Below are 23,340 nucleotides of genomic sequence, written 5' to 3'. Positions count from 1 at the left end.
CGGAGTGGGTCGGCCCGCACACGCGAGCCGGCGTGGCGGGAGGCAGTCAGTGCGCGTCGACCGACATGCTGCGGATGAACTTGCGCAGGAACTGCTCGCAGCCGGCGAGCTGCGCGAGCTCGACAAACTCGTTCGGCTTGTGCGCCTGCTCGATGTTGCCGGGCCCGCACACGACGCTCGGGATGCCCGCGCGTTCGAACAGGCCGGCCTCGGTGCCGTACGCGACCTTGCGCTTGTCCTGGTCGGCCGTCAGCGCGCGCACGAGCTGCGTGATCGCGGCCTGTTCGGTCGCGTCGAGGCCCGGCGCCGCGGCGATCTTCGAGAATTCGATCGCGGCGTTCGGATGCTCGCGCAGCATCTGCGGCAACAGCGTTTCCCGCGCATACGCTTCGATGCGCGTGAAGATCTGCTCGGGATCGAGCGTCGGCAGGTTGCGGAATTCGAAGTCGAAGCGGCACTCGGCCGGCACCGTGTTGATCGCGTTGCCGCCCTGGATCGTGCTCGTCTGCGCGGTCGTGAACGGCACGTCGTACAGTGCGTCGAACGGGCCTTCGGCGCGGAAGCGGTCGGCGATGTCGCGAATATGGCAGATGAGGCGCGCCGCATACTCGATCGCGTTGAGCCCCTTCGGCGTCAGCGACGAATGCGCCGCGTGGCCGCGCACGCAGCAGCGGTACGCGTTGATGCCCTTGTGCGCGATGATCGGCCGCATGCTGGTCGGCTCGCCGACGATGCAGCCGGACGGCTGCACGCCGCGCTTCACGAGGTCGGCGATCATCAGCGGCGCGCCCGCACAGCCGATTTCCTCGTCGTAGGACAGTGCGAAATGGATCGGCTGCGCGAGCCTGGTTGCCTGCATCTCGGGCAGCAGCGCGAGGGCCGTGCCGATGAAGCCCTTCATGTCGCAGGTGCCGCGGCCGTACAGGCGGCCGTCGCGGATTTCCGGCGCGAACGGGTTGCTGTCCCATTGCTGGCCGTCGACCGGCACGACGTCGGTATGCCCCGACAGCACGATGCCGCCGTTGGTCGAGCCGTCGTGCGCGGGCACGGTCGCGAACAGGTTCGCCCAGCCTTCGCGCGGATCGTGCGTGATCGTCGACGCGATCCCTTTCGCGGCGAGTGCGTCGCGCACCGTTTCGATCAGGCCGAGGTTCGGCACGCGGCTCGTCGTGTCCATCGACACCAGTTGCTTGACCCACGGCAGGCTGACAAGGGATGCATCGCCCTGGGTTGCGGCGGACGGCGCCGTCGCGTCGAGAGTGGACATGGCAAAACTCCGTCTGATGAATGGGAAAATCATACTCAAAAACGCGCCGGCCCGCCTGCGTCGGGCGCGATGCGGTGCAGCAACGTCGCGCCCGTCAGTATCGCGTCAGCGCGCCGCGGCGGCCGCGCCCTGTTTCGGGCCGAGCGCGCGCAGCGTTTCCTTGATCGTCGACACGCGGATCGCGAGATCGGGCGAGCGCGTTTCGATGCGCAGCTTGTCCTGCCCCGCGAGCTTGATGTGGCGATGCTTCTGCACCATCTCGATGATCCGCATCGGATCGATCGGCGGATTCGGCTCGAACTGCAGCCCGATCGCCACCTCGCTCGCGTCGATCTTCACGATGCCGAGCGGCTTCGCGGCGATCCGCAGCCGGTGCGTCTCGACGAGTGCGTGCGCCTGCGGCGGCAACTTGCCGAAGCGGTCGATCAGTTCTTCCTGGATGCCGTCGATCGCGTCGCCGTGTTCGCAGTTCGCGAGCCGCTTGTACAGCGACAGCCGCTCCTGCACGTCTGCGCAGTAGTCGGCCGGCAGGATCGCCGGCGCGTGCAAGTTGATTTCCGTCGTGGCGGCGAGCGGGGCGGTGAGGTCGGGCTCCTTGCCGTTCTTCAGCGCCTTCACCGCGTCGTTCAGCATGTCCGTGTAGAGCTGGAAGCCGATCTCGTGGATCTCGCCCGACTGCTTGTCTCCGAGCACTTCGCCGGTGCCGCGGATCTCCAGGTCGTGCATCGCGAGATAGAAGCCCGAACCGAGTTCCTCCATCTGCTGGATCGCCTCGAGCCGGCGCTGCGCCTGCTTGGTCAGCGACTGCGGATCGTGGACCAGCAGGTACGCATAGGCCTGGTGGTGCGAGCGGCCGACGCGGCCGCGCAGCTGGTGCAGCTGCGCGAGGCCGAACTTGTCCGAGCGGTGCATGATGATCGTGTTCGCGCTCGGCACGTCGATGCCGGTCTCGATGATGGTCGTGCACAGCAGCACGTTCGCGCGCTGCGCGACGAAATCGCGCATCACGCGTTCGAGTTCGCGCTCGTGCATCTGGCCGTGCGCGATCACGATCCGCGCCTCGGGCACGAGCGCCTCGAGCATCGCCTTGCGGTTCTCGATCGTCTCGACCTCGTTGTGCAGGAAGTACACCTGGCCGCCGCGCTTCAGTTCGCGCAGCATCGCCTCGCGGATCACGCTTTCTTCCTCGCGGCGCACGAAGGTCTTGATCGCGAGCCGCTTCTGCGGCGCGGTCGCGATGACCGAGAAATCGCGCAGCCCTTCGAGCGCCATCCCGAGCGTACGCGGGATCGGCGTCGCGGTGAGCGTCAGCACGTCGACTTCCGCGCGCAGCGCCTTCAGCGCTTCCTTCTGGCGCACGCCGAAGCGGTGTTCCTCGTCGATGATCACGAGGCCGAGGCGCTTGAACTGCACGTCCGACGACAGCAGCTTGTGCGTGCCGATCACGATGTCGACGCTGCCTTCGTTGATCTGCGCGATGGCCGCGTTCACTTCCTTCGCGGTCTTGAAGCGCGACAGCTCGACGATCCGCACCGGCCAGTCGGCGAAGCGGTCGGCGAAGGTCTGCGTGTGCTGTTCGGCGAGCAGCGTGGTCGGCGACAGCAGCGCGACCTGCTTGCCGCCCAGCACCGCGATGAACGCGGCGCGCAGCGCGACCTCGGTCTTGCCGAAGCCGACGTCGCCGCACACGAGGCGATCCATCGGCTTGCCGCTCGTCATGTCGCCGATCACGGCCGCGATCGCGGCGGCCTGGTCGGGCGTCTCCTCGAAGCCGAAGCTTTCCGCGAATTTCACGTAGTCGCGCGGGTCGAGCGAGAACGCGTGGCCTTCGCGGGCCGCGCGGCGCGCGTACAGGTTCAGCAGTTCGGCGGCCGTGTCGCGGATCTGCTGCGCGGCCTTGCGCTTCGCGCGCTCCCACTGGCCGGAGCCGAGCGCGTGCAGCGGTGCGCTGTCGGGATCGGCGCCGCTGTAGCGCGAGATCACGTGCAATTGGGCGACGGGCACGTAGAGCTTGCTGTCGCCCGAGTATTCGAGATGCAGGAATTCGGTTTCGCCTTCGCCGAGGTCCATCGACACGAGGCCCATGTAGCGGCCGATGCCGTGCTGCGCATGGACGACCGGGTCGCCGACCTTCAGCTCGGACAGGTCGCGCACCATCGCGTCGACGTTGCTGGCCTGTTCCTGCCGGCGGCGGCCCGCGCGGCGGCCGAGCGCGCCGTACAGCTCGGTTTCGGTGACGATCGCGTAGCCTTCGCCCGGCACCGAGAAACCGCTCGACAGCGGCGCGACGCCGAGCGCGAAGCGTTCGTCGCTCGCGAGCCAGCCCGCGAAGTGGTCGTTCGATGCGGGGCGCAGGTGGTGCTCGGCGAGCAGTTGCAGGATCGTTTCGCGGCGGCCGGCCGATTCGACCGTCAGCAGCACGCGCTTGCCCGACGATTCGACGAAGGTGCGCAGCGACGCGAGCGGGTCGTCCGCATGGCGGTCGACGGTCAGCTCGGGCAGCGCGGTCGCCCAGCCGCCGGGCGGCTGCGCGGGCAGCACGACGCGCGCGAACGGCTTCGCGAACGCGAAGAAATCCTCGTCGGACAGGAACAGCCGCTGCGGCTCGAGGATCGGCCGCTCGCGATCGTGCGCGAGGAACGCGTGGCGCTGCTTCGTATCGGCGGTGAAGCGGCGGATCGACGCTTCGAGATCGCCGGTGAACACGAGGTGCGCGTCCTGCGGCAGGTAGTGGAACAGCGTGGCCGTTTCGTCGAAGAACAGCGGCAGGTAATACTCGATGCCGGCCGACGGCACGCCGTTGCCGATGTCCTTGTAGATCGGCGCGCGGCTCGGGTCGCCCTCGAAAGTTTCGCGCCAGCGGCTGCGGAAGGCCGTGCGCGCGGCTTCGTCGAACGGGAACTCGCGGCCGGGCAACAGGCGCACGTCGCGCACCGGGTAGAGGCTGCGCTGCGTGTCGGGGTCGAACGCGCGGATCGAGTCGACCTGGTCGTCGAACAGGTCGATCCGGTACGGCAGCGGCGAGCCCATCGGGTACAGGTCGATCAGCGAGCCGCGGACGCAGTATTCGCCGGGCCGCACGACCTGGCTCACGTGCTCGTAGCCGGCCAGCGTCAGCTGCGCCTTCAGCTTCGCCTCGTCGAGCCGCTCGCCCTGCGCGAACGCGAACGTGTACGCGGCCATGAACGACGCAGGCGGCATCCGGTACAGCGCGGTGGTCGCGGGCACGAGCAGGATGTCGCAGCGGCCTTCGCCGAGGTCGTGCAGCGTGGCAAGCCGCTCGGACACGAGGTCCTGGTGGGGCGAGAACGTGTCGTACGGCAGCGTTTCCCAGTCCGGCAGCAGGCGCACGCGCGCGTCGGGCGAAAAATAGCGGATTTCCTGCGACAGCCGTTGCGCGTCGACCGCGTTCGCGCAGATCACCGCGAGGAGCGGCACGTCCTGGCGATTGTCGGCGAGATAGCGGGCGATGGCGAGCGCGTCGGCGGAGCCGTGCGTGCCGTCGAAGGCGAAGCGCTGGCCGGGTTTGACGCGCGCAACGGGTGAGGCGGACGGGTTGGAGGCGTTATCTGGCATAGGGACGACAGGGGTGGCGTGCACGGGCGCATCGCGGTGCGCCGGTCGAGACGAAAGACCTATTATAAAATCCGCTTCTCGATTTCATCTTTCCGGCGTTTCCCTTCGTGACTCCCCGACTTTTCGCCCTGATTCCCTGTGCCGGCACCGGCAGCCGTTCCGGCTCCGCCGTGCCGAAGCAATACCGCACGCTGGCCGGCCGCGCGCTGCTGCACTACACGCTCGCCGCGTTCGACGCGTGCAGCGAGTTCGCGCAGACGCTCGTCGTGCTCGCGCCCGACGATTCCCATTTCGACGCGCGCCGCTTCGCGGGCCTGCGCTTTGCGGTACGCCGCTGCGGCGGCGGCTCGCGGCAGGCGTCGGTGCTGAACGGGCTGCTCGAGCTGGCCGAATTCGGCGCGACCGACCAGGACTGGGTGCTCGTGCACGACGCGGCGCGCCCCGGCATCACGCCGGAGCTGATCCGCACGCTCGTCGCGACGCTGAAGGACGACCCGGTCGGCGGCATCGTCGCGCTGCCGGTGGCCGATACGCTCAAGCGCGTGCCGGCCGGCGGCGACGCGATCGCGCGCACCGAGTCGCGCGACGCGCTGTGGCAGGCGCAGACGCCGCAGATGTTCCGCATCGGCATGCTGCGCGAGGCGATCCTGCGCGCGCAGCGCGAAGGGCACGACCTGACCGACGAAGCCAGCGCGATCGAATGGGCGGGCCACACGCCGCGCGTCGTGCAGGGCAGCCTGCGCAATTTCAAGGTCACGTATCCGGAAGATTTCGCGCTCGCGGAGGCGATCCTCGCGCGCCCCGCGAACGCTTCCTGACTTTCACCCCCATCTCAATCGGAACACGCATGGATTTCAGAATCGGACAAGGCTACGACGTGCACCAGCTCGTCGAAGGGCGCCCCCTCATCATCGGCGGCGTGACGATTCCGTACGAGCGCGGCCTGCTCGGCCACTCGGATGCGGACGTGCTGCTGCACGCGATCACCGACGCGCTGTTCGGCGCGGCGGCGCTCGGCGACATCGGCCGCCATTTCTCCGACACGGACGCGGCATTCAAGGGCGCCGACAGCCGCGTGCTGCTGCGCGCATGCGCCGAGCGCGTGAAGGCGGCCGGTTTCACGATCCAGAACGTGGACAGCACCGTGATCGCCCAGGCGCCGAAGCTCGCGCCGCATATCGACGGGATGCGCGCGAACATCGCGGCCGATCTCGGGCTGCCGCTCGATCGCGTGAACGTGAAGGCGAAGACCAACGAGAAGCTCGGCTATCTCGGCCGCGGCGAAGGCATCGAGGCGCAGGCCGCCGCGCTGCTGGTGAAGCAGGGCGCCTGACGGCCGCGTGCGGCGGCGCGCGGTTCGCGCCGCGCACCGGGCCGCGGAAATGAAAAATGCCACGCATCAGCGTGGCATTTTCGTTTGAAACGGACGCCGCGCGCGGCATCGCTGCCGGTCGGGCGGCGCAACCGCTTATTCGCCTTCGGCGGCGATCACTTGCGCGGCGGCATTGATCACCGACGCGATGCGGCCGACGTCGCGCAGTTGCGTGACGGTCATCCCTTGCTCGTTCTTCAGCAGCGCATAGTGCGACTTCACGCAGAAGTGGCACTTGCCGACGATCGACGCGGCGAGCGCGTACATCTCGAACTTGCGCTTGTCGACGCCACCGTGCGTCGCATACGCGCCCATCCGCAGCTCGGCGCGTTGCGTCTTCAGGTCGGCGTCGTCGGCCATTTCGACATACGGATACCAGGTGTTGTTCATCCCCATCAGCGCGGCCGCCGTCAGCACGGCGTTCGTTTCTTCGGGCGACAGGACGCCGGCTTCGCGGATCGTCTTGATGAGCACCGTGCTCTTCGCGGCGATGGCCGCCGCCAGCGCGACGCCGACCGCGTCGGTGCCTTCGAGCGACGAGCGCGAGATCGTGCCGTCGAGGTTCAGGCGAATGTCCTTCGCGTAGTCGGGGATACGTGCCTTAATCGAGTCGATGAATTCCATTGATATCTCCTATGGGTTGGCCGTTAAAAAAGCCCGCAGGCAGGACGTGCGCCGCGGGCTTCGTGCATCGATGCGCTTACAGCGTTGCGCCGCCGACTGCACGGTTGCACGGGCACAGTTCGTCCGTTTGCAGGCCGTCCAGAATACGCAGGACTTCTTCCGGGCTGCGGCCGACGTTCAGGTTGTTCACCGAAACGTGCTGGATCGTGTTGTCCGGATCGACGATGAACGTTGCACGCAGGGCCACGCCGGCTTCCTTGTCGCGCACGCCGAGCTGGTCGATCAGCTCGCCCTTGACGTCGCCGAACGCGTAGTGGTTCAGCTTGTCGAGGTCCTTGTGCTCACGGCGCCATGCGAGCTTGACGAATTCGTTGTCCGAGCTGCCGCCCAGCAGGATGGCATCGCGCTCTTCGAACTGCTTCGTGAGCTTCGCGAACTCGACGATTTCCGTCGGGCACACGAACGTGAAATCCTTCGGATAGAAGTAGATGATCTTCCACTTGCCCGGGAACGACGCTTCGGTGACGGTCTCGAATGCCGACTGGCCGTTTTCCTCGTGATGGTTGAAGCCCGGCTTCGCGGCTACGACGGTGAAAGCTTCGAGTTTATCGCCCACGGTTTTCATGCGGATACTCCTGTATGAGTTGGGAAGAAGACTGAGTCAAGCTACCTCGGTGCTGCAACGATGGTGTGACAGCATGGGCAAAACTATAACACTATTAGTAAAGTACTTCAATAGATTTTGACTAACGATCTTCATAGCTTTTTTCAACCGGACCGATAGTGTGACGTGCAGGATGCGTGCGCGAGCGCGTCACGCGGTCGCACGCGCCTTGCCGGCGCCGGGGAATTCGACCGTGGCTTCGAGGCCCGCTTCGGGGTTGCGGTTGCGCAGGCGCAGCGCGCCGCGATAGCGGCCGACGAGCCGCAGCACGATCGCCATCCCGAGGCCGGTGCCGTCCGCCTTGGTGCGCGCGGTGTCGACGCGGTAGAACGGCCGCATCACCAGCGGCAGTTGATCCTCGGGGATGCCGGGGCCTTCGTCGCTCACCGACAGCTCGACGCGCGCATGCGTCACGCGCGTCTCGACCGTGATGCGCGAGATGCCGTCGTGCTTGCTCTGGCCGTACTTGCGCGCATTCTCGACGAGGTTGCCGATCACGCGGCGCATGTCGGTCTCGTCGGCTTCGATGATCGCGCTCGGCGCGAGCCGCGTGCGGATCTCGACGCCGTCCTCGCCCGACACGCGCGCGGCAACTTCCTGCGCGATCGACGACAGGTCGATCGGCTCGGGCTTGCGCTGCGACGGGCGCGCGTAGTCGATGAAGGCCGCGATGATGCGGTCCATCTGCTCGATGTCGTCGACCATTGCGTCCTTGGTCGCCTGGTCGGACGGGCTCATCTCGGTTTCGAGCCGCAGCCGCGCGAGCGGCGTGCGCAGGTCGTGCGAAATGCCCGCGAGCATCAGCGCGCGATCGGCCTCGAGCTGTTCGAGATCGCGCACCATCTGGTTGAAGCTGCGGTTGGTCTCGGCCGCGACGCCCATGCCGCGCTCGGGCAGCAGCTCGGGTGTCTGGCCCGAGCCGATCTGCCGCGCGGCGAGCGCGAGCCGCGAGAACGGCCGGTTCACGAGGCTCGTGATGAACGCGGAGCCGAACAGCGACAGCGCGAGTGCGAACAGCCCCCAGCCGGCCCACTGCAGGCCCGTGACGTTGTCGAGCTGGTCGCGGTCGAGCGCGACCCAGTAATCGTCGTCGTCGATCTTGAAGCTGATCCACACGCCGGGAATGTCGTTGACCGACTGCGCGATCACGGTGTCGTCGCCGAGGCGGCTGCGGATGTCGTGTTCGATCAGGCGGTTCAGCGATTCGTCGGGCTGCAGCTTGAACTTGTCGGTTTTCTCGCGCGGGTACACGCGCACGCCCTCGTTGCTCTCGAGATCCTGCAGCAGCGCGCGCCGCAGATCGGGATCGGAATAGAGCAGGGCGGTGCGCGTGAGCTTCACGACCGCGACGAGCTGCAGCGCGACGCGCTGCGCACGCGGCTCGCGCTCGATCACGCGAAAGCTCTGGAACCACGCGGCGAGACTGACCGAGATCAGCAGCGCGATCAGCAGGAAGGTGCGCCAGAACAGCCCGCCGAACGCGAGCTGCAGGAGGCGCCGGTCGATACGCATGGGACGGGCCGTGGGCGGGCGAAACCGGGAAGGAAAAAGGTCAGGCGGCGCCGTCGGGGATGAACACGTAGCCGAGGCCCCAGACGGTCTGGATGAAGCGCGGGCTGCCCGGATCCGGTTCGATCAGCTTGCGCAGGCGCGAGATCTGCACGTCGAGGCTGCGGTCGAACACTTCGTATTCACGGCCGCGTGCGAGCTCCATCAGCTTTTCACGCGACAGCGGCTGGCGCGGATGGCGTGCGAACACCTTCAGCACCGAGAATTCGCCGGTCGTCAACGGAATTTCCTGGCCCGACTTCGTCAGCGTGCGCGTGGCGAGGTTCAGCGAGAATTCGCCGAACTCGAACACCTCGGTGGTTTCCGACGGTGCGCCCGGCAGTTCGGCCGGCGCCTGGCGGCGCAGCACCGCATGAATGCGCGCGACGAGTTCGCGCGGGTTGAACGGCTTCGGCAGGTAGTCGTCGGCGCCCATTTCGAGGCCGACGATGCGATCGACGTCCTCGCCCTTCGCGGTGAGCATGATGATCGGCGTGCGGTCGTTGCTGCCGCGCAGGCGGCGGCAGATCGACAGGCCGTCTTCGCCAGGCAGCATCAGGTCGAGCACGAGCAGGTCGAAACGCTCGCGTACCCAGAGCTTGTTCATCGCGGTCGCGTTTTCCGCGACGTATACGTTGAAACCCTGCTCGCCGAGATAGCGGCGCAGCAGATCGCGCAGGCGAGGGTCGTCGTCGACGACGAGAATCTTGGAGGGGTTTTTCGTTTCCATGATCGGCATCTTATCGCGAATGGGAATTGACGCACGGCCACGTATTTTCGTGCGTTACAGTCGGTTACAAAATTTACCCGTAGTGTCGCGCCGAGTAAAGGCAGGCTATAGAGATTCCTTTACTCGAAGCCGAAATTCGGTAGATACTCCCCTGCACTCCATCATTCATCTTTGTACACCCGATTTCCGCAGGGTTTTTCAAGTACCAGAGGTAGCCGGTTGCCGCGTGACGAAGGGAACAAATCGACCAAAGAAGCGAGGACGGTCATGCGATCTGCCCGGATTGCACTGATGCTGACGATCGCGCTTGCCGGTCCGTATGCGTCGAACTTCGCGTATGCGCAGCGCCCCGAGCAGGGCGCACCGTCGCGCAAGCTGCCGCGCGGCAAGGCGCCGCAGTCCGACCGTACCGCCGAGATGACGGTTCGTTCCGCCGTGCCTCCCGATCTCGATCAGCACCGCCGCGACGGGCACATGACGCCCGAGGAGCGGCACCTGCTGCGCCAGCACATCGAAGACGCCGTTCGCGAGCTGTACAAGCGCTGACATGCGCGGTCTTTCCCCCTGCGCGGCCATCCCGCGCGGAAAGAATTCGTAGCACTTTTTCCGTCAACTTTCGCCTGCCGAATGCCGTTGTACTGGCATCCGCACCGCCGGTGCGTTCCGGGAGTCCATGACGATGAAAGCGAACGCTGCCGCACCGGCGCCGTCGCCTGCCATGCAGTCGCCGCTCGATGCCGACGACGCACTGTTTTTCCTGAGCCGCACCGGTTTCTCCCCCGCGCCCGCCGACGTCGCGCGCATCGTCGGCATGACACGCGCGCAGGCCGTGGCCGACACCCTCGGCAGCGTGCGGCACGAACCCGTCACGACCTGGCCCGACTGGATCGCCGAGCTGCCGCCGACGCGCGCGCAGCGCCAGGCGCTGACCCCCGACATGCGGCGCGACGAGCAGCGCGAGCGCAACGTCCGTTACGATGCGTTGCGCGCGGCCTGGGTCAACGAGATGGTCGTCACGCCGTCGCCGCTGACCGAGCGCATGACGCTGTTCTGGCACGGGCACTTCACGTCGGGGCAGGACAAGGTGCCTTACCCGCAGACGATGGCCGCGCAGAACGCGCTGTTTCGCCGCGAGGCGCTCGGCAACTTCGGCACGCTGCTGCACGCGGTCGCGAAGGATCCGGCGATGCTGCAGTATCTCGACGGCGCGAGCAATCGCAAGGGGCGTCCGAACGAAAATTTCGCGCGCGAGGTGATGGAGCTGTTCACGCTCGGCGAAGGGCATTACACGCAGTACGACGTGACCGAAGCCGCGCGCGCGATGACGGGCTGGACGGTCGATCCCGACACGCTGCGCTTCGAGGCGCGGCCCGAGTGGCACGATGCCGGCGACAAGACGATCCTCGGCGAAACGGGGCCGTTCGACGGCGACGGCTTTCTCGACGTCCTGCTGAAGCGGCCTGGCACTGCACGTTTCATCGCCGGCAAGCTGTGGCGCGAGTTCGTGTCCGATACGCCCGATCCCGGTGCGCTCGATGCGGTGGCCGAACGGTTTCGCGCGAGCGGCTACGATATTCGCGCGGCGCTCGCCGCGCTGTGGTCGACCGACGCGTTCTGGGATCCGCGCAACCGCGGCGTGCTCGTCAAGTCGCCGGCGGAATTCGTCGTCGGGTCGGTGCGGCTGTTCGACGTGGCGTACGGCGATCCGCAGATGCTCGCGAACACCGTGCGCACGCTCGGGCAGAACCTGTTCTATCCGCCGAACGTGAAGGGCTGGCCGGGCGGTGCGCTGTGGATCAACAGCACCACGCTGCTGTCGCGCAAGCAGTTCGTCGAGCAGTTGTTCCGTGCGACGGAGACGGCCGGCATGCACCCGCCGGCGCACCCGATGGCGCCGCCGCCGAATGCGCGTGCGCACGCGATGCCGGTGGCCGACACGGCGTCCGCGGCCGGCATGCGCGGCACGCCCGCGAAACCGGCGCGCGGCGGCCTGCGTTTCGACCTCGAACGCTGGCTGGCACAGTATCGTGCGCGGCCGCAGGCGATCGCGGGATTGTCGACCGAGCTTCAACTGCAGCACGCGGTGCTGCAGCTGTCGCCGGTCGCGGCGATCGACACGGATTCGACCGGCAGCGCGTACCTCGAGGCGCTGCTGATGGATCCGGCCTATCAACTGAAATGATTCGAACGACGACGAAGCGGGGCGCCGCCGCGGCCAAGGTGCCGGACGGCGAACCAAAGGATGCGCGATGAACCGACGTGATTTTCTGACGCTGACGGGCGCTGCGGCCGCGGCCGGCGTGTCGATGTGGCAAGCGCCCGCGATGGCGGCTGCCGCGACGCAGGCGGGGCGGCAGCCGGCGGCCGGGTATGCGAACGTGCTGATCCTCGTCGAGCTGAAGGGCGGCAACGACGGCCTCAACACGGTGGTGCCGTACGCGGACCCGCTGTACTACACGTTCCGGCGCAGCATCGGCATCAAGCGCGAGCAGGTGCTGCAGCTCGATGCGCACACGGGGCTGCACCCGTCGCTTGCGCCGCTGATGCCGCTGTGGCGCGACGGGCAGGTCGCGGTCGTGCAGGGCGTCGGCTATCCGCAGCCGAACCTGTCGCATTTCCGCTCGATCGAGATCTGGGACACCGCATCGCGCTCGGACCAGTACCTGCATGAAGGCTGGCTCACGCGCACGTTTGCGCAGGCGCCCGTGCCGCCCGGTTTCGCGGCGGACGGCGTCGTGCTCGGCAGCGCCGAAATGGGGCCGCTGTCGAACGGCGCGCGTGCGATCGCGCTCGTCAATCCCGCGCAGTTCATCCGGGCGGCCCGGCTCGCCGAGCCGTCGTCGCTGCGCGAGCAGAACCCTGCGCTCGCGCACATCATCGACGTCGAGAACGACATCGTGAAGGCGGCCGACCGGCTGCGCCCGCGTGGCGGGATGCGTGAATTCAGGACGGCCTTTCCGGCCGGCGCGTTCGGCACGTCGGTGAAGACCGCGATGCAGGTGCTGGCCGCATGCGAGGCGTCCGGGCCCGGCGCGCAGGATGGCGTCGCGGTGCTGCGCCTGACGCTCAACGGCTTCGACACGCACCAGAACCAGCCGGGGCAGCAGGCCGCGCTGCTCAAGCAGTTCGCGGAAGGGATGAGTGCGATGCGCGGCGCGTTGATCGAACTCGGGCGCTGGAACCAGACGCTCGTGATGACGTATGCGGAATTCGGGCGGCGCGTGCGCGAGAACCAGAGCAACGGCACCGATCACGGCACGGCCGCGCCGCATTTCGTGATGGGCGGCCGCGTGGCCGGCGGGCTGTACGGTGCGCCGCCGGCGCTCGGCCGGCTCGACGGCAACGGCAACCTGCCGGTCTCGGTGGATTTCCGCCAGCTCTACGCGACCGTGCTCGGGCCGTGGTGGGGGCTCGACGCGACGCGCGTGCTGCAGCAGCGCTTCGACACGCTGCCGCTGTTGAAGGCGTGACGCGTGGGGGTCAGCGGCGGCGCGACGCGCGCCACGCGATCCACAGCTTGCGGATCGGCGTCAGCGCGATGCGCTGGTGCAGCACCTGGTAGCCGTCGCGCTCGATTTCGTCGAGCAGCGCGCCGGCCAGTGCGAGCTGCGCGCGCAGCGTGCGCTGCGCGCGGCGTTCGGTCGCGGGGATCGCCGCTTCGGCGGCCGCGAGCGCTTCGCGTGCGCGGGCCGTCTGGAATTGCAGCAATTCGGTGAAGGCCGGGCTGTAGCGGCCATTCAGCAGATCGGCCGCGGTCACGTTGTAGCGTTGCAGTTCGTCGATCGGCAAATAGATGCGGCCGTGGCGCGCGTCGTTGCCGAGTTCCTGCACGAACTGCGCGAGCATCAGCGCGCGGCCGGCATCCGCGGCCCACGGTTGCGGGTCGGCCGGGTTCGTGGAACTGGCGCGCGCAACCAGCGACGCGAACGTGCCGCCGACCTGCGCGATATAGCGCTGCAGGTTCGCGAAATCGAGGTAGCGCGCCTGTTCGAGGTCCATCCCGTAGCCGTTGACGAGTGTGCGCAACGCATCGGCCTCGGCGGCGATCGCCGGATGATGTTGCGCGAGCGCCTTCGTGACGGGGTGCGACGGCTGGCCGTCGGCGAGCGCTGCGAGTTCCTTGTGCCACCACGCGAGCTTCGTGTGCCCGACGGTCGGGTCGCTGGTTTCCTTGACGGTTTCCTCGAGTTCGCGGCGCAGCGCGAACAGCGCGGTGAGGCGCGGCTGCGTGGCGAGTGGCGCCTGGCGTAGCGCGTAGTAGGCGCTGGAGCCTGCGGGGGCAGCCTTTTGCTGACAGTAGTCGTCGAAGTTCACGGGCGGAATCGGGTGGGGGCGGGTTCGGGGGACGCGCGGCGGCGCGGTGCCGAAACGTCGAGCGCGGCATTCTAGCACCGCGGCACGACGGGTGCCGGCAGGGCGAGACAAGGCCGCGCGGATCGGGTAGAATCTCGCGCTCGCCTGATCGGGCGTGCCGGTTTTCGGGCCGGCGTGATGTCCCGGGCGCGTGGCGCATGTATCTTGCGTGCCGCGCGGTCAGGCGACGGAAATTGCGCGTGAGTGGCGAAATTGGTAGACGCACCAGGTTTAGGTCCTGACGCCCGCAAGGGTGTGCCGGTTCGAGTCCGGCCTCACGCACCAGAAGTCGGACGCCCCCCGTCAGGGGCCGTTCACGAAAAAGCGCTGCCGGTCGGCTGACCGCAGCGCTTTTTTGTTGGTGCGAATTTTCTCCGGACAGGCAGGCCTCGCACGGAAAACCGAGTCGCGTGTAATATCGTGCTCACGTTTCATGCAAGAAGCACAACAAAACCGAGAGGCCGCCGATGAAAAACACCATACGCATCCCGATTTCCGTTCTGACGCTGATGCTGGCCGCGCCGGCATTCGCCAATACGCCTGCCGACAACATCGCGTGGAGTGCCAAACCGGTACAGACGGTTACGTCGACGTCGTCGGCGTGTTCCGCGTACTCGGGGCGGGTGATGTCGAGCGGCGAGTCGCTGTCGGCCGAGAACGTGCTGAAAGCGCTCGGCACGTCGCTGGCGGGCGCCTTGCTGGGCGTCGTCACTGGCGGATATCAGGGCGGGGTCTCCAATCCGTGCCCGCGTCCCGGCCTGTGACCGGCGTGCATGCGAATCGCGGTGCCCGCCGCGTTATCTAGGACAAGCCCGATACCCGGCGCCGCGCGTCACCCGACCCGCTGCGCTTCATCATTACAGGCGCGCCTACTCCCAGAAGCTCCGGATTGCGACGGCCACGATCACCGGCACCGAGAACACCAGCGGAATCGCGAAATACTGCGCTTCGCGATCGACGACCCAGCTGTAGATCACCCACGCCGCGCCGATCGCGAACGTGATGAGGCCGACCGTGACGGCAGCGATGTTCAGGACCAGCTTCGATGGCTGGCGGCGCGTTTTGGCGTTGTCGTTGTCATCGCGCGGGGACGATTTCATCGGATGAGTGCGGCATCGGGCCGGAACATGGATAAAAGCACAGCAAACCCCATCCGCGCGGATCGCGCAAGGGCCGGCGCCTGCCGGCCCCTCATGTCCGTTCCCGCGCGTCAGAACCCGAACGATGCCGCCAGTTCGTCGAGCAGCTCGCGCTGGAACGCAACGAATCGCTCGCCGGGTTGCTGCGCGATCGCGAGATCGAGCATCGGATCGTCGACATCGGTGCGAATGCCGGCTAGTTCCTCGACGATCGCGAGCCCGCAGAAAGGCACGTACGCCTCCGAATACCCGCCTTCGTGAACGATCACGAGCCGCCCGCCGCAATGGCGCTGCGCGGCATCCTTCACCGCGCGCGTCATGAACCGGTAGCTGTCGGTATGCAGCTGCATGCGCGCGAGCGGATCGACCGCGCTCGCGTCGAGGCCGCTTGCCACGACGATCAGCTCGGGGCGAAAGCGCTCCAGCGCGGGCACGACGATCCGCTCGAACGCGTAGCGATACGCATCGTCGCCGCTGCCCGCGAGCAGCGGCACGTTCAGGTTCGCGCCCACGCCCGCGCCTTCGCCGCGATCGTCCGCACCGCTGTAGCCGGGCGGGAAGCAGCGGTCCTGGTGCAGCGAGATCGTCAGCGTGTCCGGATCGTCGTAGTAGATCGACTGCGTGCCGTTGCCGTGATGCACGTCCCAGTCGATCACGGCAACGCGCTCGATGCCGTATTTCGCGCGGGCGGCCTCGATCGCGATCGGGATGTTCGCCAGCATGCAGAAGCCCATCGGCCGGTCGCGCAGGCAGTGATGGCCGGGCGGCCGCGACAGCGAGAACGCATTCGCCGCGCGCTCGCCGACGACCGTATCGACCGCCGCGATCGCGAGGCCGGCCGACAGCGCGGCGATCTCGTAGCTGCCCTTGCCGAACGGCGCGAGATCGCCGAGGTCGCCGCCGTTCGCGTCGCTGAGGGCGCGGAACGCGTCGAGATAATGCGCCGGATGAATCCGCAGCAGGTCGGCGGTCGTGGCCGGCTCGGCGCCGCGCAGGTCGAGTTGCGCGGCGAGGCCCGACGCCTGCACGAGCGACAGGAAGCGGCGCTTCGAATCGGGAGATTCCGCGTAGCCCGCGCTCGACGGCGGCTGCACCCAGCCGCCGACCGGGAAGAACAGCGCGTGCGTGCCGCCGGTGTGCCAGAAGGTGCGTTCGTCGGTGAAAAAGGCAGTGCGATTCATGGATGTGCGTGACCTGTCACGGTTGGGGAGAAAGGGTGGGGCGCGCGCGGCGATCGATATGGCGCAGCGCGGCGAACGACACGATCGCGACGGCCGTCGCGGCCACGAACAGCGCGCGCATCGTGCCGCCGGCGTCGAGCATCAGGCCCGCAAGCAGCGGGCCGGCGGCAAGGCCTGCGCCGATCACGAAATTGAGCGTCGCGACGAGGCGGCCCGACGTGTCGATCTGCGCGACGGTCGCGAGGATGAACGGCAGCACGAACGTCCACGCGAACTTGAACGCGAAGATCGCCGCGCTGTAGCCGCCGGTGTGACGCATCGTGGCAAGCGCGACGAGTGACGCCGCAAGCAGCGCATAGCCGGCCGCCAGCATCGCGCGCCGCGCGAGCCGGCCGCCCGCGCACGAGGCGAGCACCGCGCCGGCGATCCCCATCACGCTCGCGATCGCGAGCATGTTGCCGGTCGACTGCGGATCGAGCCCGGCCTCGGCCGCCGCGCGGCTCGCGAACGTCCACACGCTGCCGATCGCGAGATAGAACGTCAGCACGGCACCGATGGCGAGCACGACGAAGCTGCGCGGCGTTTGCGTCGCGTCGCCGCGCGCCGTGTGCGCGGCTGCCGGCTGCGTGCCGAGCGACGACGGGAAGCCGCGCGACAGCGGCGCCGCGAGCAGGGCGAGCGCGGCGAGCGCAACGTACAGCGCGCGCAGCCCGAATGCGGCGAACACGTGCGGCAGCACGAACAGGCCGACCGCGCCCGCGATCAGCTGGCCGACGACCCACAGGCCGTATACGCGGTCGCTGTTCCTGCTCGTTGCCGCACTCGTCATGCAGAGCACCATCAGCGAGCCGCCGCCGAGCGCGGTGACGGCGCGCAGCGCGAGCAGCGCGGCAAAGCCCGGCATCCACAGCGCGGTCAGCAGGTTGCCCGCGCCGAACAGCGCGACGGCGAATGCCGCGACGCGGCGCGCGTCGACACGACCGAGCCACAGGTACGACGGCACGGTCGCGAGGCTGAACGCACCGAGTTCGACGAAGAAGTACGTGCCGATCTGCGACGCGGACAGCCCGAGCTGCGTCGCGAGCTGGCCGGCGACGGCCGGTGCGACGAGCAGCAACAGCGGCGTGATCGCCGCGAACACGACGAGTGCGGCGAGCGTCGAGCGCGCGAATGTCGACGCGCGGCCGTCGGGCGAGAGTGCGGCATCCGGAGACAGGGTTTTCATGGCGGAATCTCGTTGGAGGAATCAGAACAGGTGGTACATCCCGACCATCGCGCCGAACTGCGACGCACCGGCGAGCGGCGTCGGATCGTATTCGTAGACGGTCTGCGAGCTCTGGCCGCTGTTGCGCGCGTAGCCGAGGTTCACGTACGCGACGGTGCGTTTCGACAGCGCGTACGTGGTGCTCGCGATGAACAGCGTCGGGTGGCCGATCGCCGGCGTGCGCGAATCGGTGTGGTAGACGCCCGCGTTCAGGCCGATGCCGTTCGACGTCAGGTAACGCGCGCCGCCCCAGACGATCGTGCGTGCCGCGTCGAGGTCGCCGGTCAGGCGTTCGACGCCCGCATAGACGGTGAGCGGCAGCGTCGCGAACGCATAACGCGCGGCGAGCGTGCCGAGTTCGCGACGTCGTGAGGACGTGTCGTCGGCTGCCGACACATCGCCGTATGCCTGATGCAGCACCGCGCTGACCGACAGTCCGTTGCTCGTGTACTGGCCGCCGAGTTCGAGCACGCGTCCGGCGCGCGTATTGCCGGCGACGCCGGACGTCGCGGCGAGCGCCTCGACGTCGAAGCCCGCGAACGTCGGCGACTGGTACTTCACCGAATGGTCGATGAAGTTCGCATTCAACGGCACGAGCACGCCCTGGCCGCTATACGACGCATACCAGAGCGGGTCGTAGAACAGCGTCTTGTCGAACAGCACGCTGAACTGCCGGCCGAGCGTGACGGTGCCGGCGGGCCCCGCGATGCCGACGTAAGCGCCGCGGAAGAACGCGTAGCCCGGCACGGTCGCGGTGCCGTCGTTGACGTTGAGGCCCTGTTCGAGCTTGAACAGCGCCCGCCAGCCGCCGCCGAGATCCTCGTGGCCCTTGATGCCGATCTGCGACGGCAGGATGCCGTAGTTCTGCAACTGCACGGCCGAGTGGCGTCCGTCGGCGTGCGTCAGGTATTGCACGCCGGCGTCGAGCGCGCCGTACAGCGTGAGGGCGGACTGCGCATGCGCGGCGGCGCTGCACGCGGCAAGCGTCGCGGCGGCCGCGGCCGTGCGGATGAAGCGGGGTGTCGTCACGTGGGGTTCTCCATACCGTCCTGCATCGGTGTGTCGTTGGTGTTGTCGCGACGCAGTGTCCGCAGCGGGAAAACCTTCGAACAGTCGTCCAGATGAACGGTGTGGAAAACCCGCGGTGCGCGGCACGGACGCGGTGGCATGCCGCAGTGCGGCGTGCTGCGCAGCAGCAACGCGATGCGCACCGTTCAAATGGATGGGGTTGGCGCCCGTTCCGGCACCTTGGCCTGCCAAAAAAGCCGCTCGCTATAATCGGCCGGTGTCGTAGCGCACATCGGCAGCCCGATCGGGCAGGGGAGCGAAAGGTGAGGATCACGACGGATATCGGGCAGGATCTCGAAGCGCTGCGCGACGTGCCGGCCGCCATCGTGCTCGATGAATTCGCATGGCCGCCGCTACCGTCCCGGCGTGCCGATTTCGACGGCGTCACGCGTGGCGACGCGTCGCAGCGCGAACTCGGGCTGATGCTGCTCGACCTGTACGCGGTCGCCGCGCAATCCGGCATCGGCGAATTCGAGTACCGGTTCTTTTCGTTGCTGCAGGCGCTCATTCCGTTCGATGCCGCGTGGACCGGCGTCGCGACCCATGCGCCGACCGGCCCCGTGATGCACAACAGCTTCCTGTACCGCCTGCCGCACGCGTTCTTCATCGACTGGAAGCGCGTGCGCGATTGCGACCCGCTCGCGCACCGCACGTTGCACGGCGCGCATGGCCGCGCGGTGCGGCTGACGGTCGTCGAGCCGGGGCTCGACGTGCGGTTTCGCGACTGGTGCGTGAAGTACGGGCTCGCACAGCTGATGTGCGTGTGTACGCTCGATCGCCGTTTCGGCCTGACGACGTTCATGTCGATCTACCGTCAGGGCCTGAACCGGCCGTTCAGCGAAGACGACGCGCGCCGTTTCGAGGAAGTGATTCCGCACCTCGCGGCTGCGCTGACGATCAATCGTGCCGCGCAGCTCACGCGTGAGCGCGCCGACACGGTTGCACCGGCGGCGCGTGCGCTATGCGACAACTTCGGTGTGCTCCACCATGCCGATCACGGCTTCGACGACGTGCTGCGCACCGAGTGGCCGGCCTGGGCCGGCGCGCGCGTGCCGGAGCCGCTCGTCGCGCACCTGCGGCGCCAGTCGGGCCAGCCGTTCGTCGGCGACGCGCTGCGCATCCAGTGCGTGCCGGTCGCGGGGCTGTTCCAGATCGAGGCGCGGCCCCGTTCGCTGCTCGACCGGCTGAGCCCGCGCGAGCTTGCGGCGATCCGTTATTACGGCTCGGGGCGCTCGCACAAGGAAGTCGCGCAGCAGATGGCGATTTCGCCGACGACCGTGCGTCACTACCTGCGTTGCGCGTACCGCAAGCTCGGCATGCACGACAAGAGCCAGATCGCGGGCGTGCTCGGCGCGACGGGCGGCAGCATGGCCGACGATGAACCCGTCGAAGCCGGCAGCATGCCGCGCTGAAGTGAACGAACGCGGGTGCACGGCGCGCTTCCGCACGAATGGTTGTGCCCGCAACCATTGAGCGTTATGCTCGTCAGCTCCCAGGAGACGGAATTCCATCATGAACGACACGAATTCAGGGTCGGTGCGCGCGGCGGTGGTCGGTGTCGGCGCGATCGGCGGGTTGCTCGCGGCCGCGCTGTCGCGGGCCGGCATGACCGTGAGCGCCTATGCGCGCGGCGCAACGCTCGACGCGCTGAACACGTACGGCGTGCGCGTGATCGACGAAGCGGGCACCACGTCGTCGGTGCCGGTGCGGGCAAGCGATGACGCGGCCGCGCTCGGCGTGCAGGACTACGTGGTGATCGCGCTGAAGGCGCAGGCGCTGCCGGCGCTGGCCGCGCGCATTGCGCCGCTGGTCGGGCCGGACACCGTGATCGTCGCGGCGATGAACGGGTTGCCGTGGTGGTTCACGCACGGCCTCGCAGGGCCGGTCGACGGCGTGCCGCTCGATGCGGTGGATCCGGCCGGCGCGGTGTCGGCGGCGTTGCCGCCCGCGCAGGCGATCGGCTGCGTCGTGCACCTGTCGTCGAGCACCGACGCGCCGGGCGTCGTGCGCCGCGGGCGCGGCAACCGGCTGATCGTCGGCGCGCCGGATCAGCGGCTCGCCGCCGCCACGGCGCGGTTTGCCGCGGCGCTTGCGGCAGGCGGCTTCGACGTCGAGTCGACGCCCGCGATCCGGACCGAGATCTGGACGAAGCTGTGGGGCAACATGAACATGAATCCGCTGAGTGCGCTGACGGGTTCGACGGCCGAGCAGTTGCTCGACGATCCGTTCACGCAGGAACTTGCGCTGCGGATGATGGAGGAGGCGGCCGCGATCGGCGCGAAGCTCGGCCTGTCCACCGGGATGACCGGGCCCGAGCGGATCGCGGTGACGCGCAAGCTCGGCGCATTCAAGACGTCGATGCTGCAGGATGTCGAAGCAGGGCGTTCGCTCGAGATCGGGCCGATCCTCGGCGTGTTCCCGGAGCTCGGCCGCAAGCTTGGTGTGCCGACTCCGTACTGCGACGCGGTGCTCGGACTGTTGCGTCAGCGCGCGACGAACAGCGGGCTGTAATACGCGCGGGGCCGCTGAATTCGCGGCCGCCGGCAACGCGGCAACGCGCGATGCCGCCGCATGATGCAAAACGGGCCGCCCGGATCGCGCATGACGCGACCCGGGCGGCCCGTCTGATTCGTCGGATCAATACTGCCCGCTGCGTTCGGCCGTCCGGCGACGCCGGGGCCGTGACACGGCTCAGTCGTCCCGCTCGGTGGCGTGCGCGACGACCTTGTCGAGCAGCCGCTCGAACGTCTGGCGTTCGCTGTCGGACAGGCACGCGAGCAAGCCGTCGTTCCACTTGCGCACGATCGGCATGATCTTGCGATGCAGCGCGCGGCCGTCGGCGGTCAGCGCGATCAGCACGATCCGGCCGTCTTCCTCGCTCGCGCTGCGCTCGAGCAGGCCCTGGCGCAGCAGCGCCTCGGCCGCGCGGCTCGCCTGGCTCTTGTCGAGATTGGTGTGGCGCGCGAGATCCATGATCGAGAACGGGCCGAACGCGCCGACGGCGGCGATCACGCGCGCCTCGGGCAGCGAGATGTCGAGCTTGTGCCGGTACACCTCGCCGATCCCGCGGTCGGAGCGCTTCGTGAGCGCGTGGAGGCGATAGGTCAGAAACTGATCGAGCCCGGCTTGACGGCCTTTCATGTCGAATCCTGAAGAAAAAGGGCGGGCCCGATTGTTCCTGTATCGCGCGCTCGGGTCAACGGTCAGTGTGCGCCGTACTTCAGGCGTGTCAACTGTTCTGCTTCGTTCGCGAGCAGATTGGCCGCGTCGCGGATCGCGACGTCGAGCGTGATCGGCCCGGGGGCCGGCGAGAAGCAGCCGGAAAAATGTTCGGACAGGCGCGGCAGCGCGGCCGAATCGACCGCGCCCGACAGCAGCGACGCGGGGACACCGGCGGCCTGCGCATGCCGGCATGCGATGAACGGCGCCTTGCCGTGCAGCGTCTGCACGTCGGAACGGCCTTCGCCGGTGATCAGCCAGTCGGCGCCGGCGAGGGCGGCGTCGAGCCCGACCTGCCGCGCGACCACTTCGGCGCCGGCTTCGAACTGCGCGCCGAGCATGTGCAGCGCGAAACCGAGGCCGCCCGCGGCGCCCGCGCCCGGCAGGTCGCGGCTGCGGCGGTCGAGTGCGGCTTCGAGCAGGTCGGCGAAGCGGGCGAGGGCGGCGTCGAGGGTCGAGACCTGCGCGGGCGTCACGCCCTTTTGCGGACCGAACACGGCGGTCGCGCCGTGCGCGCCCGTCAGCGGGTTGTCGACGTCGGACATGCCGACGAATTCCGTTTCCTTCAGGCGCGGGTCGAGCCCCGACGCGTCGATGCGCGCGATGTCGGCGAGTCGCGCCGGCACCGGCTCGACCGGCTGGCCGCTTGCATCGAAGCATTGCAGGCCGAGGCCGGCGAGCAGCCCGGCGCCGGCATCGTTGGTGCTGCTGCCGCCGAGCGCGACGAAGAAGCGGCGCACGCCTTCGTCGAGCAGCGTGCGGATCGCCTCGCCCATCCCGCGCGTGCTGCGCGCGTCGACCGGCACGCTCATGCCGACCGGATCGGTAATGCCGACGATCTCGGCCGTCTCGACGATCGCGGTGCGCGCGTCGATCACGCCGACTGCCGCGTCGCGTGCCGCGAGCGACGCACCGGCTACCTGCAGCGTGCGGCGCGTGCCGCCGCCTGCCAGCATCGCATCGAGCGTGCCTTCGCCGCCGTCGGCCATCGGGCAGCAGCGCACGACGGCGTCGGGCCGGGCGCGGCGAATGCCGGTGGCGATCGCGTCCGCGACCTGCTCGGCGGAAAGCGAGCCTTTGAACGAATCGGGCGCGATGACGACGACAGGCGCGGACGGGTGTTGCGGCATGGTGTCTCCGGAAGGCGTGATTGGTGTGAAGAATGGCGGGGCCGCAACGGCGGCTCACTCTCTATCGGAGCTTACAGGATGGCGGGCCCGTGGTGGATACGGCGTTCGGCATAGCGGCGATCCGCGCGCATTGCCGTGCAAGGGGCCGTCGACACGGCGGGGACACGCGTGTGTCGCGCTGATCTGGCGGTGAGAGGAAAATTGT

At 68.2% G+C, this 23,340-nt stretch carries 21 protein-coding genes and 1 tRNA gene; 9 read left to right on the top strand and 13 right to left on the bottom strand.

The genetic code is table 11. From position 1 onward, the window contains the following. Nucleotides 1-46: 46 nt before the first annotated feature. Both argE and mfd read right to left on the bottom strand, forming a co-directional pair. Nucleotides 47-1,267 (bottom strand): acetylornithine deacetylase, encoded by a 1,221-nt coding sequence (argE, locus tag ACWMMN_RS10120; RefSeq protein ID WP_486422627.1) that lies wholly within the window; start codon nucleotides 1,265-1,267, stop codon nucleotides 47-49. Between the two features lie 105 nt (nucleotides 1,268-1,372). Beyond that, nucleotides 1,373-4,843 carry a transcription-repair coupling factor gene (gene mfd / locus ACWMMN_RS10115; protein ID WP_059233910.1) on the bottom strand — a complete coding sequence of 1,157 codons (3,471 nt, stop codon included), beginning with the start codon at nucleotides 4,841-4,843 and terminating at the stop codon, nucleotides 1,373-1,375. 107 nt (nucleotides 4,844-4,950) lie between these two features. Here mfd and ispD point away from each other — a divergent pair, with 107 nt between their 5' ends. Both ispD and ispF read left to right on the top strand, forming a co-directional pair. Further along, entirely contained in the window at nucleotides 4,951-5,661 is a 711-nt protein-coding gene (ispD, locus tag ACWMMN_RS10110) for a 2-C-methyl-D-erythritol 4-phosphate cytidylyltransferase (RefSeq protein ID WP_059233911.1), read from the top strand. Nucleotides 5,662-5,690: 29 nt separating this feature from the next. After that, nucleotides 5,691-6,176: a 2-C-methyl-D-erythritol 2,4-cyclodiphosphate synthase gene (gene ispF, locus ACWMMN_RS10105; protein WP_175845318.1), complete on the top strand. Its 486-nt coding sequence runs from the start codon at nucleotides 5,691-5,693 to the stop codon at nucleotides 6,174-6,176. 135 nt (nucleotides 6,177-6,311) lie between these two features. Here the strand turns inward: ispF and ACWMMN_RS10100 are convergent, their stop codons facing one another. From ACWMMN_RS10100 to ompR, 4 genes are all read right to left on the bottom strand, one after another. After that, nucleotides 6,312-6,839: a carboxymuconolactone decarboxylase family protein gene (locus tag ACWMMN_RS10100; RefSeq protein WP_011352388.1), complete on the bottom strand. Its 528-nt coding sequence runs from the start codon at nucleotides 6,837-6,839 to the stop codon at nucleotides 6,312-6,314. Nucleotides 6,840-6,915: 76 nt separating this feature from the next. Next, nucleotides 6,916-7,464: a peroxiredoxin gene (locus ACWMMN_RS10095; RefSeq protein WP_011352387.1), complete on the bottom strand. Its 549-nt coding sequence runs from the start codon at nucleotides 7,462-7,464 to the stop codon at nucleotides 6,916-6,918. Between the two features lie 189 nt (nucleotides 7,465-7,653). Further along, on the bottom strand, nucleotides 7,654-9,015 hold the full coding sequence (locus tag ACWMMN_RS10090) for an ATP-binding protein (protein WP_059233913.1): 1,362 nt from the start codon (nucleotides 9,013-9,015) through the stop codon (nucleotides 7,654-7,656). A 40-nt stretch (nucleotides 9,016-9,055) separates the two neighbouring features. Next, the gene (gene ompR / locus ACWMMN_RS10085) at nucleotides 9,056-9,790 is read right to left on the bottom strand and encodes an osmolarity response regulator transcription factor OmpR (protein ID WP_006478565.1); all 735 of its coding nucleotides are present in this window, start codon (nucleotides 9,788-9,790) and stop codon (nucleotides 9,056-9,058) included. 258 nt (nucleotides 9,791-10,048) lie between these two features. On the opposite strand from ompR, the gene ACWMMN_RS10080 reads away from it, so the two are divergent. The 3 genes from ACWMMN_RS10080 (at nucleotide 10,049) to ACWMMN_RS10070 (ending at nucleotide 13,251) form a co-directional block, all read left to right on the top strand. Continuing rightward, nucleotides 10,049-10,327, top strand: coding sequence for a hypothetical protein (locus ACWMMN_RS10080; RefSeq protein ID WP_059233914.1), 279 nt, complete (start codon nucleotides 10,049-10,051; stop codon nucleotides 10,325-10,327). Between the two features lie 133 nt (nucleotides 10,328-10,460). Continuing rightward, a complete protein-coding gene (locus ACWMMN_RS10075; RefSeq protein WP_256085006.1) occupies nucleotides 10,461-11,963 on the top strand; it encodes a DUF1800 domain-containing protein in 1,503 nt (500 codons plus the stop codon). Between the two features lie 67 nt (nucleotides 11,964-12,030). Further along, complete coding sequence (locus ACWMMN_RS10070) at nucleotides 12,031-13,251, top strand: DUF1501 domain-containing protein (RefSeq protein WP_059233915.1); 1,221 nt, start codon at nucleotides 12,031-12,033, stop codon at nucleotides 13,249-13,251. 10 nt (nucleotides 13,252-13,261) lie between these two features. Here the strand turns inward: ACWMMN_RS10070 and hpnD are convergent, their stop codons facing one another. After that, nucleotides 13,262-14,095 (bottom strand): presqualene diphosphate synthase HpnD, encoded by an 834-nt coding sequence (gene hpnD / locus ACWMMN_RS10065; protein ID WP_059233916.1) that lies wholly within the window; start codon nucleotides 14,093-14,095, stop codon nucleotides 13,262-13,264. A 237-nt stretch (nucleotides 14,096-14,332) separates the two neighbouring features. Here hpnD and ACWMMN_RS10060 point away from each other — a divergent pair. Together ACWMMN_RS10060 and ACWMMN_RS10055 are read left to right on the top strand one after the other, a co-directional pair. After that, nucleotides 14,333-14,419 (top strand) — tRNA-Leu (locus ACWMMN_RS10060). 182 nt (nucleotides 14,420-14,601) lie between these two features. Beyond that, nucleotides 14,602-14,898 (top strand): hypothetical protein, encoded by a 297-nt coding sequence (locus tag ACWMMN_RS10055; protein ID WP_059233917.1) that lies wholly within the window; start codon nucleotides 14,602-14,604, stop codon nucleotides 14,896-14,898. Between the two features lie 105 nt (nucleotides 14,899-15,003). Here ACWMMN_RS10055 and ACWMMN_RS10050 read toward each other — a convergent pair whose 3' ends face one another. The 4 genes from ACWMMN_RS10050 to ACWMMN_RS10035 all read right to left on the bottom strand — a co-directional run bounded on the left by ACWMMN_RS10050 (nucleotide 15,004) and on the right by ACWMMN_RS10035 (nucleotide 18,747). Next, a complete protein-coding gene (locus tag ACWMMN_RS10050; RefSeq protein WP_059233918.1) occupies nucleotides 15,004-15,234 on the bottom strand; it encodes a hypothetical protein in 231 nt (76 codons plus the stop codon). A 110-nt stretch (nucleotides 15,235-15,344) separates the two neighbouring features. Further along, a complete protein-coding gene (locus ACWMMN_RS10045) occupies nucleotides 15,345-16,454 on the bottom strand; it encodes a class II histone deacetylase (protein WP_174993010.1) in 1,110 nt (369 codons plus the stop codon). 16 nt (nucleotides 16,455-16,470) lie between these two features. Continuing rightward, on the bottom strand, nucleotides 16,471-17,679 hold the full coding sequence (locus tag ACWMMN_RS10040; protein ID WP_174993009.1) for an MFS transporter: 1,209 nt from the start codon (nucleotides 17,677-17,679) through the stop codon (nucleotides 16,471-16,473). A 21-nt stretch (nucleotides 17,680-17,700) separates the two neighbouring features. Then, nucleotides 17,701-18,747, bottom strand: a complete 1,047-nt coding sequence (locus ACWMMN_RS10035; protein ID WP_342702337.1) for a porin — start codon at nucleotides 18,745-18,747, stop codon at nucleotides 17,701-17,703. 302 nt (nucleotides 18,748-19,049) lie between these two features. Between ACWMMN_RS10035 and ACWMMN_RS10030 the strand changes: the two genes are divergently transcribed. Then, nucleotides 19,050-20,198, top strand: a complete 1,149-nt coding sequence (locus tag ACWMMN_RS10030; RefSeq protein ID WP_059233923.1) for a helix-turn-helix transcriptional regulator — start codon at nucleotides 19,050-19,052, stop codon at nucleotides 20,196-20,198. A gap of 100 nt (nucleotides 20,199-20,298) precedes the next feature. After that, the gene (locus ACWMMN_RS10025) at nucleotides 20,299-21,297 is read left to right on the top strand and encodes a 2-dehydropantoate 2-reductase (protein WP_174993006.1); all 999 of its coding nucleotides are present in this window, start codon (nucleotides 20,299-20,301) and stop codon (nucleotides 21,295-21,297) included. Nucleotides 21,298-21,477: 180 nt separating this feature from the next. Here the strand turns inward: ACWMMN_RS10025 and ACWMMN_RS10020 are convergent, their stop codons facing one another. Beyond that, a complete protein-coding gene (locus ACWMMN_RS10020) occupies nucleotides 21,478-21,927 on the bottom strand; it encodes a MarR family winged helix-turn-helix transcriptional regulator (protein WP_039367176.1) in 450 nt (149 codons plus the stop codon). A gap of 62 nt (nucleotides 21,928-21,989) precedes the next feature. Further along, a complete protein-coding gene (locus ACWMMN_RS10015; protein WP_486422626.1) occupies nucleotides 21,990-23,135 on the bottom strand; it encodes a glycerate kinase in 1,146 nt (381 codons plus the stop codon). Between the last annotated feature and the right edge of the window lie 205 nt (nucleotides 23,136-23,340).

The sequence above is a fragment of the Burkholderia cepacia complex sp. TUM26381 genome (genome assembly GCF_057439935.1).
Note: the sequence above shows the minus strand (reverse complement) of the source record. Positions and strands in the feature narration are given on the sequence as shown.